The organism is Bradyrhizobium sp. B117 (genome assembly GCF_038969555.1).
Taxonomy (GTDB): domain Bacteria; phylum Pseudomonadota; class Alphaproteobacteria; order Rhizobiales; family Xanthobacteraceae; genus Bradyrhizobium.
In genome coordinates, this window is the sequence record NZ_CP152414.1 from 2,838,775 (window position 1) to 2,851,623 (window position 12,849).

Consider the following 12,849-nt stretch of genomic DNA (forward strand, 5'->3'; position numbering starts at 1 on the left):
CTCCGCCAGGTTCAACCAGAAGCCTCGAGCAGAGAAGGGATCTGACATGACGAAATTGATGCCGGCGTTGTTCGCAGCGGCTGTGGTAGCGTTTGGCAGCGCAGCAGCTTTTGCCCAGGAGAACCGGGGTACACCGGAGCAGCGGGCGGCCTGCATGCCAGACGCCTTTCGCCTCTGCAGTGCCTACATTCCCGACCCGTCGGGAGTCGAAGCCTGTCTGCGGCTCAGGAAGTCGGATCTGAGCGAAGGTTGTAAAGCGGTCTTCGAGCAGGCATCCACCGGATCGGTCAGGGGCAGATAACGCGCGACGTTGCGGCGTGATGTGACCGGGCGCTGCCCTGAACCACATCTGCGCCGCGACAGGAGACAGGAGCGATCTTATGAGCACGGTGTACATACCGGCCCTGGCTGCCTTCGGCGGCTCTGCGGTCGGCGCGGTCTCGACCATCGTCAGTGGATGGTTTAACGGACGCCGAAGGCGGCGCGAGCTTCATCATGCCCGCTCGTTCTCGAAGCGCGAACAATTGTACCATAGCTTCATCGAGGAGGCGTCACGGCTCTATGCCTACGCCCTGGTCAATGATCAGGCCGAAATCCCGCAACTGGTCAGCCTCTATACGCTGGTCGGACGCATGCGGATCTTGTCGAGCAACGAGGTCGTTCAGGCCGCCGAGAGAGCCGGGCACCTGATCATCGAAACCTATCTCTCGCCAAATCGCACATTCGTCGATCTCCCCAAATTCATCGAGGAAATGGATCCCTTGCGCGATTTCGGAGAGGCCTGCCGCCGCGAGCTGATGAACCTTCCGGCGCAGTGAGAGACGTTATGTGCGAGCAGATTGACGACCGAACGAGGAGCGCCCGCCGCAGGATCGTGCAGGCCGCCATCCATCTCTATGGCGAGATGGGCCACAACAAGACCACCGTCGCCGACATCGCGCGGAGCTTGTCGATGTCCTCAGCCAACGTCTATCGATTCTTTCCCTCAAGACAGGCGATCGAGGAGGCTGTGGTGGAGGAGGTGCTCGAGGAGACGGTCAGTGCGGCGGCTGAGGCGGCCCGTGGCAGTGGGCCAGCGCTGCGGCGCCTTGGCGCAATCCTGAAGGCCATCGCCGACTGCAATGAAGGTCGACCGGCGAAGCATCGACGACTGCAAGACCTGATAACTCTGGCCGTCCGTCAGAACTGGACGGTCGTCCTCACCTATGACGACAGGATCCGAGGCTTGGTGTGCCCGGTCATCGGCAATGGGCAAGCATGTGGGGAACTGCAGGGCGGCAGTCCGATGGCGCTCACCTGCTGCCTGCTGGCAGCCATGGATGTCCATCTCAACCCATCCCGGGGCGGGGCTGCGACGCTGCGGCCAAGCTTCGACGAGATGTTGAGATTTTGTACGGGCGTTTTGCGTCGCCCTGCTCCTACGACCAGTCCGTCTCGCAAGCTGCCAGGAAAAAGCCGACACGCTCGCGCACGAAGCCGGGAAGTTCCTTCTTTAGGTCCTTCTGAGTTTCACCGACGAGCGACCGAAACAGCATCGGTAGCAGAATCAGGTCGAGAAAGATCTGCGCGGTAGCACGGCTTCGCTTGGCGCTGAAAGGGCCCTTCGGGGTGCGAGCGAGCTTCTGCGTGGCGTCGTCCAGCAACTGGGACACTGCGGCCAAGGAGCGATCGCGCGCAGCGTCGTGCACGTTACGGCTCAGTTCGGGGAACCGCTGCGATTCCGCGATGGTCGCGCGCACCATGCCGAGCGATTCCTCGACCACCCTTTCGACAATGGCTGTCCCGAGGCTCATCAACTTGTCTTCGATGGTGCGGCCTTCGGGCGAGAAGCCCTCGAAGTCCGTCAACCCGTCGATGGTGCGGGCCACCACCGCCGCGAACAACGCTTCCTTGCCGGGGAAGTGGGCGTAGATCGTCGGCTTGCTCGCGGGAGCGAGCTCGGAGATGTCGTCGATGCTGGCGCTGCGGTAGCCCTTCTCCAAAAACAGCTGCTGAGCCGCATCGAGAATTCGCTCCTGTGCGTCGCCGGCAAGATCCTTGGGCGGTCTGCCTCGCTTCGTCTTCTTCATTCTTGCATCTCCGAAATCACGAGTCTGTGCGCGTCGCTTTCCCACTTGACATGGCTCGCAAAGAAAGGCAACAAAAAGAAAATATACGGTATAGTTTATTATTTCGTCAGGCTGCACGTTCCCGAGCTTGGCGAGCGCCCCCAAACGATCGGGGTCGCAAAGGTGAAGCGTTCTACCCCGATCGTCCGAGCCCAATGAGGAAAATGTCGTGACTGTTTTGAGCCCAGCCCCGTCCGGCTTTCAGGAGGGCGTGCTGCTACGCGAGCTGAATCGCAGGGTCACCAACGGTGTCGCCTTCGCTATCGACCTGGTCTCCGCCGCCGCCATCCGGGTCGACGGGACGGAAGCCAAGAGCGCGCTCAGCGATGTCGTCGAGCTGCTGCATGGCTACGCCGACGTGCATCGTGTGCTGGCCATGCCCGCGGGCGACACGCTGACCCACGCCGCGACCTACATTCGCAAACTGGGCTGTGGCATGCGCCGGGCACTCCTGGACCGGATGAACATTCAGCTGGCATTCGCGACCCGGTCCCTCGCGCTTGAGCCGGAGCGCTGCTGGCATCTGGGGCTGATCGTCCATGAGCTCGTGATGCACGCGGCAAGACACGCTTGTTTCGACGCCCGGGCCGGGCAGATCAGGATCAAGCTGACGCGTACCGGTGCGCTGGTGAACTGCGTGATCCTGGACAACGGCTCGCGTCCCGCACGGGAAGCTTCCGACCGCGAATTGCGAATTGCCAGGGATATCGCGCGGGCGCTCGGCGGCCGGATCGAGCAGGGTTTCGGCGCCGAATTCACCTCGATTGTCCTCTCGTTTCCGCTGACCGAGCGCGAACGGGGCGCAAACTGGTCCATCGCAACGCGCCAGATGAGGGCTCCGCGCCGCACGAGAGTCCCCGCTTCGAACGTGGCCGCGCTCGGTTCCCGCCGACCTGCCGATGCGCTTGGCAGGCTGTTGACGCTCTCCCTTCCGGTGGACGCGCCATGATGAACCAGCGCTCCAATCGCAATCATCGAGCGCCGCGTGCGACGAAGGTCCTCGTTACAGCGGCCGCGCTCGTCAGCGTCGCGCTGAGCGGCTGCAATGATCACGCGGCGCAGACGACCACACGGGCAACGCTAGTCCGGACCACGATCGTGCAGCCGCGCGACCGGCAAGCCTCCCTCACGTTGACGGGAGAGGTCCAGGCGCGCTTCCGTGCCGATCTTTCGTTCCGCGTCAGCGGACGCGTGGTTGCTCGCACCGTGGACGTCGGCGCTCACGTCAACAAGGGCGACGTCCTCGCCCGCCTGGATCCGGCCGAGCAGGCGGCCGACGTGGATGCTGCGACGGCGGCAGTGGCCTCCGCCGAAGCCCAGCTGCGCGTGGCGAGGGCCACGTTCGAGCGGCAGAAGGCTCTCATCGCAAGCGGCTTCACCACCCGCACCGTTTACGACCAGGCCCAGGAGGGCCTGCGAACCGCGGAGGGCGTGCTGGAAGCAGCGCGGGCGCAACTCGGCACCTCGCAGGATGCGCTTGGCTACACCGTCCTGCGCGCCGAAGCCGACGGTGTCGTGACCGCGCGAAATCTCGAGGTCGGCCAGGTCGTGCCGGCGGCGCAACCCGTGTTCTCGCTTGCACAGGACGGGGAGCGTGATGCCGTCTTCGAGGTCTATGAATCCGCCTTCCTTGGCCAGACCGACAGCGGCCGCGTGACGCTGGCGCTGGTCTCCGATCCCAGCGTGACAGCAGCGGGTGAGGTCAGAGAGATTTCACCTGTTATCGATGCGAAGAGCTCCACGATCCGCGTCAAGGTGTCCATCGAGAATCCGCAGGCCGCGATGACGCTGGGCAGTGCCGTCGCCGGAACGGTGAACGCGAAAGCTCAGAACGAGATCACCTTGCCCTGGAGCGCGCTGATGGCCGCGGGCAGCAAGCCTGCCGTCTGGACCGTCGACCCCAAAACGCAGACGGCGTCGCTGAAGCCGGTCACGGTCGGCGCATACGAGGCCGGTCAGGTGCTGATCAAGGGAGGCCTCGAGCCCGGCGAGCGCGTCGTCGTCGACGGCGGCAAGCTTCTGAGCGTCGGCCAGTCTGTCACTGAAGAGGGAGGTCAGTCATGAAGCGACAGGTCATGATGATCGCTGGCACGCTCGCGGCGGCCTCGTTGCTCACCGGATGTCAGCAGGAGACGAACGCGCCGGAGCCCGTGCGCCCCGTGCTCTCAATGGTGGCCAAGCCGAACAGCGGTGACAGCACGGTTGCCGTCGGCGTCGTCGAGCCGCGCTACAAGACCAACCTTGGCTTTCGCGTCCTCGGACGGCTGACGTCGCGTCCGGTCTACGTTGGCGATATCGTCAGCGAAGGACAAATCATCGGGACGATTGATCCCACCGCACTCGATCTCGCCGTTCGCGCGGCCAAAGCCCAGCTTGCGAAGGCCGAGGCGCAGCTTGCGACAGCCCAGGCCACGGAGGAGCGGCAACGCACGCTCATCACCAGCGATGCAACCACCAGGCAGACGCTCGACAATGCCGAGCAGGCCCGCGCCGGCGCCGAAGCAAGCGTCGCGCAGGAGCAGGCGAGCCTGACCAAGGCGATCGAGCAGCTCGGCTATGCCCAGATCAAGGCCGACTTCGGTGGCGTCGTCACCGCTGTCGGCGCGGAAGTCGGCCAGGTGGTTTCGCCCGGTCAAACCGTGGTGACGGTTGCGCGGCCGGACGTTCGCGAGGCAGTCGTCGATATCGGGGAAGACCTGCCTGTGCCGCTCGAAGTCGGTCTCCCGTTTACCGTCGGCCTGCAGCTCCTCCCCACCGTTCAGGTCGAGGGCAGGATCCGCGAAATCGCGCCGCAAGCAGATGCAGTGACGCGGCTGCGACGTGTCCGGATTGCACTCGACAACCCACCCGAAAGCTTCCGCCTCGGCGCGACCGTCACGGCAAAGCTCGGCAAGGACCAGAGCATGGACTTGCGCCTGCCCGCATCAGCGGTGCTCGCCAAGGATGGCGCCGATTTCGTCTGGGTGGTCGATCAGTCCACCGGCACCGTCTCGCTGCAGAAGATCGATGGGGTCGTCGAACGGGCGGGCATCCGCGTCACCGGTGGGCTTGCCGCCGGCACCCGCGTCGTCACCGCCGGAATCCACAGCCTCAAGCCGGGACAGCACGTCCGCATCGAACAGGATCAAGAGCCATGAAGTCGTTCAACCTTTCCGACTGGGCGCTCGGCCATCGCTCGCTCGTCTGGTATTTCATGATCGCCTTCATGGCGGCCGGCCTGTTTGCCTATCTCCAGCTTGGGCGACAGGAGGACCCTGACTTCACCATCAAGACCATGGTGATCCAGGCGCAGTGGCCGGGCGCCTCGCCCGAGGAGATGACGCGGCAGGTCACCGACCGGATCGAGAAGAAGCTGGAGGAGCTGGAATCGCTCGACTACACCAAGAGCGTAACGGTCGCGGGCCAGACCACCGTCTTCGTCTACTTGCGCGATTCGACCAAGGCAGCGGACGTCAAGCCGACCTGGGTGCGTGTCCGCAACATGATCGCAGACATCAGGGGCGATTTTCCACAAGGCGTGATCGGACCCGGTTTCAACGACCGCTTCGGTGACGTCTTCGGCAACGTCTATGCCTTCACCAGCGACGGCTTGAGCCAGCGACGGCTCCGCGACCAGGTCGAGGATATAAGGGCCAAGGTGCTGACGGTGCCCGATGTCGGCAAGGTCGACATTCTCGGCGCGCAGGATGAGGTGATTTATCTCGAATTTTCTACCCGCAAGATCGCAGCGCTCGGCCTCGACGTCCATGCCATCATGAATTCGCTCCAGGGACAGAACGCGGTGGCGCCTTCCGGTGTGTTCCAGGAGGGGCCGGAGCGGATCAGCGTTCGCGTGAATGGTCAGTTCACCTCCTCGGCGAGCCTGAAGGCGGTCAATCTCCGCATCAACGATCGCTTCTTCCCGCTGACCGATGTTGCGACCATCACGCGCGGCTACGCCGATCCGCCATCAACGCTGTTCAGATACAACGGTCAGCCCGCCATTGCGCTCGCGATCGGCATGAAATCCGGCGCCAATTTGCTCCAGTTCGGCGAGGCGCTGAAGGAGGAGATGACGAGGATTATCGCCGACCTGCCGATTGGCGTCGGCGTGCACCTCGTTGCCGACCAGCCCGTCGTGGTCGAACATGCCGTTTCCGGCTTCACCGAAGCGCTGTTCGAGGCCGTGATCATCGTGCTCGGCATCAGCTTCCTGAGCCTGGGCTTCCGCGCGGGGCTCGTGGTCGCCATCGCTATTCCGCTCGTGCTCGCGATCACCTTCGTCGTGATGGCCTATTGCGGCATCTCGCTGCAACGCATTTCGCTGGGGGCCCTGATCATCGCGCTTGGCCTGCTGGTCGACGACGCCATGATCGCGGTCGAGATGATGGTGGCGCGGCTCGAGATCGGCGACCCGATCGAGAAGGCGGCGACCCACGTCTATACCTCGACCGCGTTCCCGATGCTGACAGGAACGCTGGTCACCGTGGCCGGCTTCATCCCGATTGGGCTCAACAGCAGCAACGCCGGCGAGTTCACCTTCACCTTGTTTGTAGTGATCGCGGTGTCGTTGATCGTCTCCTGGATCGTGGCCGTCTTGTTCACGCCGCTGCTCGGCGTCACCATTTTGCCGGCCAGGATGAAGGGACATCACGAGCGGAAGGGCCGCGTGGCGCAGATGTTCGCGCGCCTCCTCCTGTTCTGCATGCATCATCGCTGGAGCACCGTCGCCGTGACGGCCGGCGCCTTTTTTCTTGCCTTGTTCGGCTTGCAGTTCGTGCAGCAGCAGTTCTTCCCCTCGTCCGACCGTGCCGAGCTGGTGATCGACTGGAACCTGCCGCAGAATGCGTCGATCACCGAGACCAACGCGCAGATGGCTCGCTTCGAGCACGAGCAGTTGCAAGGCAACGATTCGGTCGAGCACTGGTCCACCTACGTCGGCACCGGCGCGCCGCGCTTCGTGCTGTCGTTCGACCTGCAGACCGCCAACACCTGGTTCGGCCAGCAGGTGATCGTGACCAAAGGCGGCATCGCCGCGCGCGACAAGCTCAAGTCGCAGTTCGAGGAGTATTTGAGAAAGACGTTCCCGGGCACCGATACCTATGTCAAGCTGCTCGAGGTCGGCCCTCCCGTCGGCCGCCCGGTGCAATACCGCCTGAGCGGCCCCGACATCGCCGAGGTCCGCGACCTCTCGCAGAAGCTTGCAGGCGTCATTCGCAGCAGTCCTGACCTCGGCAACGTGGTGTTCGACTGGATGGAGCCGGCGCGCGTCGTCAAGGTCGATGTGCTCCAGGACAAGGCGCGCCAGCTCGGCGTGACCTCGGAAGACATCGCCACAACCCTGAACTCGGTGCTCCAGGGCTCTCCGATCACGCAGGTGCGCGACAGCATCTATCTCGTCAATGTCACGGGACGTGCGACCGCGCCGGAACGCGCCTCGATAGACACGCTGCGTGACCTGCAGATGACCGGGCTCGGCGGCCAATCGGTGCCGCTCGGGGCCGTCGCCAATCTGCGCTACGAGCTCGAGCAGCCGACGATCTGGCGGCGCGCGCGGATTCCGACGGTCACGCTGAAGGCCGGCGTCGTCAGCGACGTTCAGCCAAAGACGATCGTCGACCAACTCGCGCCGAGGGTGGCGGAATTTGCAAAGCAGCTGCCCGCGGGCTACTCGATCAAGACCGGCGGCTCAGTGGAAGAGAGCGCCAAGAGCCAGGGGCCGATCATCGCGGTCGTGCCGTTGATGCTGTTCGTCATGGCGACCGTGCTGATGGTACAGCTGCAGAGCTTTTCGCGCCTGTTCCTGGTGTTCGCGGTGGCGCCGCTCGCGCTGATCGGCGTCGTCATGGCCATGCTGCCGAGTGGCGCGCCGCTGGGCTTCGTCGCCATCCTCGGCGTGCTCGCCCTGATCGGCATCCTGGTCCGAAACTCAGTCATCCTGATCGTGCAGATCGAGGATCTCAAGAAGGAAGGCAGGCCCGCCTGGGATGCGGTCGTGGAAGCAACCGAACATCGCATGCGGCCGATCCTGCTCACGGCCGCCGCCGCGAGTCTCGCGCTCATTCCGATCGCGCGCGAGATTTTCTGGGGCCCGATGGCCTATGCCATGATGGGTGGCATCATCGTCGGTACGCTCCTGACGCTGCTGTTCCTGCCGGCGCTCTATGTGGCGTGGTTCCGGATCCATCCGGACTATGGGGATGAATCTCCTTCACAAGAACCCGAAGCCGTTGCGAACGAGGCACTGGCCGAACAGAGGCCCGCTCACCACGCCCCGGCGCCTGTGCTCGAGCCCCAGATCTAGAATGGAGTCGACGATGCTCTCGAAGACGTTATCAACCTTTGCCTGCCGGCCCGCCCCCGGTGGCTCAAGCAGGTCCCCCGCAGCCCGGTCCCTCTGTCGCTGGCCCTGGGCCTCGCTTCGGTCCGAGATCTGGGCCGCGCGCTGATCTCGCCGCGCGAGGTGGGACCCGGGTCAACATCGGCAGTGTCGGGGCTTATCGCTATGGTAGTGCGCACGGATATGGCCGGCTGATACACGGCCGGCTCTTACGCCGGCTCTTGTGGTTGGATTTATCGTTGTAAGCCATTGACCTCTAATGATCGGATTTTGGCTCAGTTGGAAAAATTCTCTCGTAAAATCAATGATACTAGCATGTCTCTTAATCATCGGGTCCCAGGTTCGAGCCCTGGTGCGCCCACCATCCTTAAGAGATTGGCCCGCATGGGCTTTTTTCATTCCTTCGACAGAACAAACCGAGTGTCATGCGACGCTTTTGTTGGTCGCACGCCGTGCGACGTCTCAGATATTTTGGGAATTATCCATCGCACCGAGCGCAGGCGGTCGTAGTTTGCGGGTGGCGGGCAGACGTGGATCGCAGCCTGGCCTTCGGAAGGCGGAAATCGTGGGGGACGGTGATTGCGCGCTACACCGCTCCACCGGATTAACGAAACTCTGCCGCCGTCCGTCCAGCCCTTCATCCCTTCCTTTCGAACCTGCAATTCAAGCCTGTCGATGCCGGAATCGGCACGCGCCCCATTGCGGGCGCGGTTGTGCTTCACGATGGTCTGTTCGCTTCGGTATGAATGTCCAGTGATGTCGCAGATCGTCAGCAAGTCGCAGCCAGCTCGATCGAGCAGCATGACGCAAGTATCACGCAGGTCCTCGTCGTGCTTTTGGTCAAGTTCGCCGGCGCCGTTTACAAACATCAGCGCGGGACTAGGCTTCAGGCGCCATGCTGTTTCATCTCCATTGCTGTCGCGTCCGGTCTGCGCAGCTCGGCGTCGAGAACCGCTGCGTGGTGCCATTCAACTCCTTCAGCGAATTCAACAACGCCGAAGGTGGCGACATCTGGTTCGCGCTCGACGAGACCCGGCCCCTCGCCTGCTTCGCCGGTATCTGGGTCAACGGGACGTCATTGCGAAAGGTCCAAGGAAGGAGAGACCGCCAACGACCTCTATGCGTTCCTCACGACTGAGCCGAACGCCGAAGTCGGCGCCATTCACCCTAAGGCGATGCCGGTGATCCTGACGACCGCGGAAGAGTACGACGTTTGGATGCGAGCGCCTTGGGATGAAGGCTCAGACGCTACGGCGTCCTCTTCCAGACGGCACACTCAAGACAGTGGCCCGGCGTGAAGGAAGATCCCGCACCGGCAACCTAGCCTGACGCATCCGTTTCGAAGCTGCGATTTCGCAGCGTGATCCGACGTGGCGGAGCCACTCCGAGGCTCCGCCGTCCTGAGCGAGGTTATCGCTCGGGAAGACGAGGCAAGCGTCGTTTTCCTCAGGCGTAGCCGCGCTCCTGCGCCTTGGTGAGGTAGCGACGGACTTTGTGCTCGAAGGCGCACCACTCGGCCAGGAGCCTCGATCAGCTCGTGTCCCCACCCCAGACTATCCACCAGCCGGCGCCTCGCCTCGTCGAAAATAGCGACCGGCGCCGCGCCGGGCGAGGTAGGAGGAACGGGTCACGCTGGCGTTACCACCTTTCCCCACACTCCAGTTACTTGGTTGGGGCAAGCGTTTCACCGAGCAGGGTACTTAAACCATCGAACTTCCTCCAAAGGGATTCTTGTCGCCAAAGCGCGATCGCGCGCGAAGCCGCATAAGCATCGACATCAATATCATCACGTCACCCACGCCTTGTGTGTGACGACGCGGATCCGTTCGATCCTCCCGCGGCCGCCGCGGCGGCGTTCGCTGGCATGGAGGTCCGGTCTATAGCCTCGATCAACTCCCGCTTGCTCAGCACCCGTCCGGCATGAGTCGCGGGCAGCCAGAGCATGTCGATGGACGTCGGCCTGAGCCTGATCGTGTCGGCATCCGGGCCGAACGGTTCGGCACGTTTCAGATCGCGTCATTGGCTTTCAGGGAGGAATATGCGCTGCCCGCTTTTTTCTTCTGTTGATCCAGACCCTTAAAGGGGGCCGGTAGCTCCCCGCTGCTCCTGGGATTGTCACTCTCCGCCGGACTTCAGAAAAATTTTGGAGACGTCGGCCCGACTCCATGAGATGCATGAGCGAGCACAATGCCGCGCGCGGGGCGGCGATCGACAGGTTCAGGTTTCGGATCGGAGCCGCCGCGCTGCTCGTTTTTCAAAGTGCGATCGAGAAGGCCGTCACGCGCTGTTGGCGGTCCGTGAACCCGGGGGGGGACGCTTGGGATCTTTTGCGATTGACGGTTTCGGACCGTCCGCCGGGTTGTCCCGACGCCGATGGCGATGACTGCCGACGATATCCTGGCGCATCCGGCGTTGGAGAGCTGCGTTCGCGGCCAGGCTCAAGCGTTGCTGGCGATACACGATGCCAGCCCGCGAACTTCGTCGCCGTTCGCGACCCAGCAGCGCTGGCTGATGAGTCAGGCGATGCTGGCGGCTTATTTTCGCAACGAGGCACAGCAGACCGATTCCGGAATTCTGCCCGCACGACTGGTCGATCCGATCGTCGCCCACGGACTCGCAAGCCGCAACACTGCGTCAGCCTTCGTCAACGAGATGCTGAAATACGGCATCGTGCGCCATGTCACGGGGAACGAAGGCCGGCGCTATCGGCCGATCGAGCCGTCGCCAATGGCCCTTGCAGTGTTGTCGCATTGGCTGGGGGCGCATCTGACGGCGCTGGACGGGCTCGATGGCGGCAACAGGTCGGTCGAACTGCGTGAGCGGCCGGCTCTGCTCGGCGCGATTCAGCCACTCATCGCCGATGGCCTGCTGGCGTCGCGCGCGGTTCGGGAGCCGAACGGAACCTTCTCGCTGTTTACCTGGATCGACGATGGCGGCGTCGTGATGGATCGCCTGATCGTCGGGTGTCAGCAGGATTCGATCGCTCTCTCACGCATTCCGACCGATGTGACGTCGGTTTCGTGGTTGGCGCGGGGACTCAATCTGTCGCGGAGCCAACTCGCCCGCAAATTCGCCACCGCCGAGACGATGGGCAGCCTTGGTTGGTCCGGCGTCCGCGGCAAATCCGCGTTGTGGGTGTCGGCCGAATTCTGGCGCGAATATCACGCCGCGCAAGCGGTGAAGCTCGCCATCATCGACGCGGCTTTCGAAGCCTGTCGTCCGTATTGCGAGGGCGATCAGGCGGGCGGCGTAGCGGCAACCTGATGATGCCGGTCATCGCGAAATTCGCGAGGATCAGCCGTGCCAGAACCGATAGTCAAGACCGAAGCGAATCTGGTCGAACCGCTCGCCGCGCGACCAGCTGAAGGTCTGGGTGCTGCCTCTAAATCCGGCCGTCGATACCGAACTGGTGACGTTGCCGAGATCGACATGAAGCCATTCGGCGCGCGCAAACCAGTTGCCGTCGATATTCCATTCGCCGCCGAGGCCAGCCACCCATCCAGACCGCGTCACCGAACTGCTCGACGTTCCCGCGGTCGCTAAGGGCGACACGCCGCAGCCGCCGACAAGACAGCTTTGCGTGGCCGTTGTATCAACGCGTCCCCAAGCGGCGCCGCCGGTGACGTAGATCAGGAACTTGTCCATGGCGATGGTGCCGAAGCGGCCGCGCACCGTCGAAAGCCAAGCGGTCTTGCTGCTCAGCGAATCCGTGCCGAAGCCGGTATCGCCGCAAACACCCGGCACAATGGTCCCACGGCAGAAGCCGTATTTGGCATTGGTGTAATCGCCATCAGCTTCAATGCCGACAAGCCAGCGCTGGGCGAATTGCCAATTGTAGCCTGCTTGCACGCCACCGAGAAATCCGGTCGCGTCATTCCGATTGGCAGCCGGAAATGCGCGATTAGGGAGTGTATCCGTAAAATTCGACGTTCCCGAATTCGAATTGATGACGCCGCCAATGTTGCCACCGATATAAAAGCCGGTCCAGCTGAGCGCCGGCGGTGCGGCGACCACGGGCGCCTTCACGGCCATGTCAGCCGCAAACGCCGGCGTCGCGACGAGAGCCGCAAGGCCAAGAATACTGAGCGCGATTTTGTTCAATGCCCCCTCCAGAAAAACGTTTCGTCGGCACGGACGAATGAAAGCAATTCGTGGTTGACCCTAGCATCCGAAAATAGCGCACACCACTACTATGTGGAAGCCAGTGGCGTTCGCGGCATTTCAGGAAGCCGACTCAGACGATTCATCCACGCCCGATTCATCCACACCGCGCGGATTTTGCACGGCGCCGATTATTGCCGAGCGTCATTGTGAACACGCGTTCAGCGGCGTTGTGAACGTGCATTCACGACAAGGTCATGCATCTGCTCATTTTTGGGGTTCGCCCCGCGCATGAGGGCCGAACTGCCTTGCGCTCGAGAC

At 63.1% G+C, this 12,849-nt stretch carries 11 protein-coding genes and 2 pseudogenes; 9 read left to right on the forward strand and 4 right to left on the reverse strand.

Annotation, left to right across the window (positions count from 1 at the left end):
• Positions 1-46: 46 nt before the first annotated feature.
• From AAFG16_RS13920 to AAFG16_RS13930, 3 genes and pseudogenes are all read left to right on the forward strand, one after another.
• On the forward strand, positions 47-301 hold the full coding sequence (locus AAFG16_RS13920) for a hypothetical protein (RefSeq protein WP_342739483.1): 255 nt from the start codon (positions 47-49) through the stop codon (positions 299-301).
• Between the two features lie 79 nt (positions 302-380).
• The gene (locus AAFG16_RS13925) at positions 381-818 is read left to right on the forward strand and encodes a hypothetical protein (protein WP_342739484.1); all 438 of its coding nucleotides are present in this window, start codon (positions 381-383) and stop codon (positions 816-818) included.
• An 86-nt stretch (positions 819-904) separates the two neighbouring features.
• Positions 905-949, forward strand: a pseudogene (locus tag AAFG16_RS13930) (hypothetical protein); the annotation flags it as partial.
• A gap of 36 nt (positions 950-985) precedes the next feature.
• On the opposite strand, the gene AAFG16_RS13935 reads toward AAFG16_RS13930, so the two are convergent.
• Positions 986-1,327, reverse strand: coding sequence for a hypothetical protein (locus tag AAFG16_RS13935; RefSeq protein ID WP_342741121.1), 342 nt, complete (start codon positions 1,325-1,327; stop codon positions 986-988).
• A gap of 91 nt (positions 1,328-1,418) precedes the next feature.
• On the reverse strand, positions 1,419-2,069 hold the full coding sequence (locus AAFG16_RS13940) for a TetR/AcrR family transcriptional regulator (RefSeq protein WP_342739485.1): 651 nt from the start codon (positions 2,067-2,069) through the stop codon (positions 1,419-1,421).
• A gap of 208 nt (positions 2,070-2,277) precedes the next feature.
• Here AAFG16_RS13940 and AAFG16_RS13945 point away from each other — a divergent pair, with 208 nt between their 5' ends.
• From AAFG16_RS13945 to AAFG16_RS13960, 4 genes are read left to right on the forward strand one after another with little or no spacing between them, the layout of a single operon-like run.
• Positions 2,278-3,057: a sensor histidine kinase gene (locus AAFG16_RS13945; protein ID WP_342739486.1), complete on the forward strand. Its 780-nt coding sequence runs from the start codon at positions 2,278-2,280 to the stop codon at positions 3,055-3,057.
• Positions 3,057-4,172: an efflux RND transporter periplasmic adaptor subunit gene (locus AAFG16_RS13950; RefSeq protein ID WP_342740904.1), complete on the forward strand. Its 1,116-nt coding sequence runs from the start codon at positions 3,057-3,059 to the stop codon at positions 4,170-4,172. The genes AAFG16_RS13945 and AAFG16_RS13950 overlap by 1 nt, the downstream gene beginning before the upstream one ends.
• Positions 4,169-5,245, forward strand: coding sequence for an efflux RND transporter periplasmic adaptor subunit (locus tag AAFG16_RS13955; protein WP_342739487.1), 1,077 nt, complete (start codon positions 4,169-4,171; stop codon positions 5,243-5,245). Before AAFG16_RS13950 ends, AAFG16_RS13955 begins: the two co-directional genes overlap by 4 nt.
• On the forward strand, positions 5,242-8,391 hold the full coding sequence (locus AAFG16_RS13960) for an efflux RND transporter permease subunit (RefSeq protein ID WP_342739488.1): 3,150 nt from the start codon (positions 5,242-5,244) through the stop codon (positions 8,389-8,391). Before AAFG16_RS13955 ends, AAFG16_RS13960 begins: the two co-directional genes overlap by 4 nt.
• Before the next feature lie 431 nt (positions 8,392-8,822).
• Here the strand turns inward: AAFG16_RS13960 and AAFG16_RS13965 are convergent, their stop codons facing one another.
• Entirely contained in the window at positions 8,823-9,395 is a 573-nt protein-coding gene (locus AAFG16_RS13965; RefSeq protein WP_342741122.1) for a hypothetical protein, read from the reverse strand.
• Between AAFG16_RS13965 and AAFG16_RS13970 the strand changes: the two are divergent.
• Together AAFG16_RS13970 and AAFG16_RS13975 are read left to right on the forward strand one after the other, a co-directional pair.
• Positions 9,365-9,756 (forward strand): annotated as a pseudogene (locus tag AAFG16_RS13970) (SOS response-associated peptidase family protein); the annotation flags it as partial. The gene AAFG16_RS13965 and the pseudogene AAFG16_RS13970 overlap by 31 nt on opposite strands.
• Positions 9,757-10,806: 1,050 nt before the next feature.
• Entirely contained in the window at positions 10,807-11,691 is an 885-nt protein-coding gene (locus tag AAFG16_RS13975; protein WP_342739489.1) for a hypothetical protein, read from the forward strand.
• A gap of 30 nt (positions 11,692-11,721) precedes the next feature.
• Here the strand turns inward: AAFG16_RS13975 and AAFG16_RS13980 are convergent, their stop codons facing one another.
• On the reverse strand, positions 11,722-12,459 hold the full coding sequence (locus AAFG16_RS13980; protein WP_342739490.1) for an outer membrane beta-barrel protein: 738 nt from the start codon (positions 12,457-12,459) through the stop codon (positions 11,722-11,724).
• Positions 12,460-12,849: the final 390 nt, after the last annotated feature.

Coding starts and splice junctions, on each gene's coding strand:
- AAFG16_RS13980 (WP_342739490.1), bottom strand. CDS start 12,459: ATGGCCGTGAAGGCGCCCGTGGTCGCCGCACCGCCGGCGCTCAGCTGG.
- AAFG16_RS13950 (WP_342740904.1), top strand. CDS start 3,057: ATGAACCAGCGCTCCAATCGCAATCATCGAGCGCCGCGTGCGACGAAG.
- AAFG16_RS13935 (WP_342741121.1), bottom strand. CDS start 1,327: ATGGACATCCATGGCTGCCAGCAGGCAGCAGGTGAGCGCCATCGGACT.
- AAFG16_RS13925 (WP_342739484.1), top strand. CDS start 381: ATGAGCACGGTGTACATACCGGCCCTGGCTGCCTTCGGCGGCTCTGCG.
- AAFG16_RS13960 (WP_342739488.1), top strand. CDS start 5,242: ATGAAGTCGTTCAACCTTTCCGACTGGGCGCTCGGCCATCGCTCGCTC.
- AAFG16_RS13975 (WP_342739489.1), top strand. CDS start 10,807: ATGACTGCCGACGATATCCTGGCGCATCCGGCGTTGGAGAGCTGCGTT.
- AAFG16_RS13940 (WP_342739485.1), bottom strand. CDS start 2,069: ATGAAGAAGACGAAGCGAGGCAGACCGCCCAAGGATCTTGCCGGCGAC.
- AAFG16_RS13955 (WP_342739487.1), top strand. CDS start 4,169: ATGAAGCGACAGGTCATGATGATCGCTGGCACGCTCGCGGCGGCCTCG.
- AAFG16_RS13965 (WP_342741122.1), bottom strand. CDS start 9,395: ATGGCACCACGCAGCGGTTCTCGACGCCGAGCTGCGCAGACCGGACGC.
- AAFG16_RS13920 (WP_342739483.1), top strand. CDS start 47: ATGACGAAATTGATGCCGGCGTTGTTCGCAGCGGCTGTGGTAGCGTTT.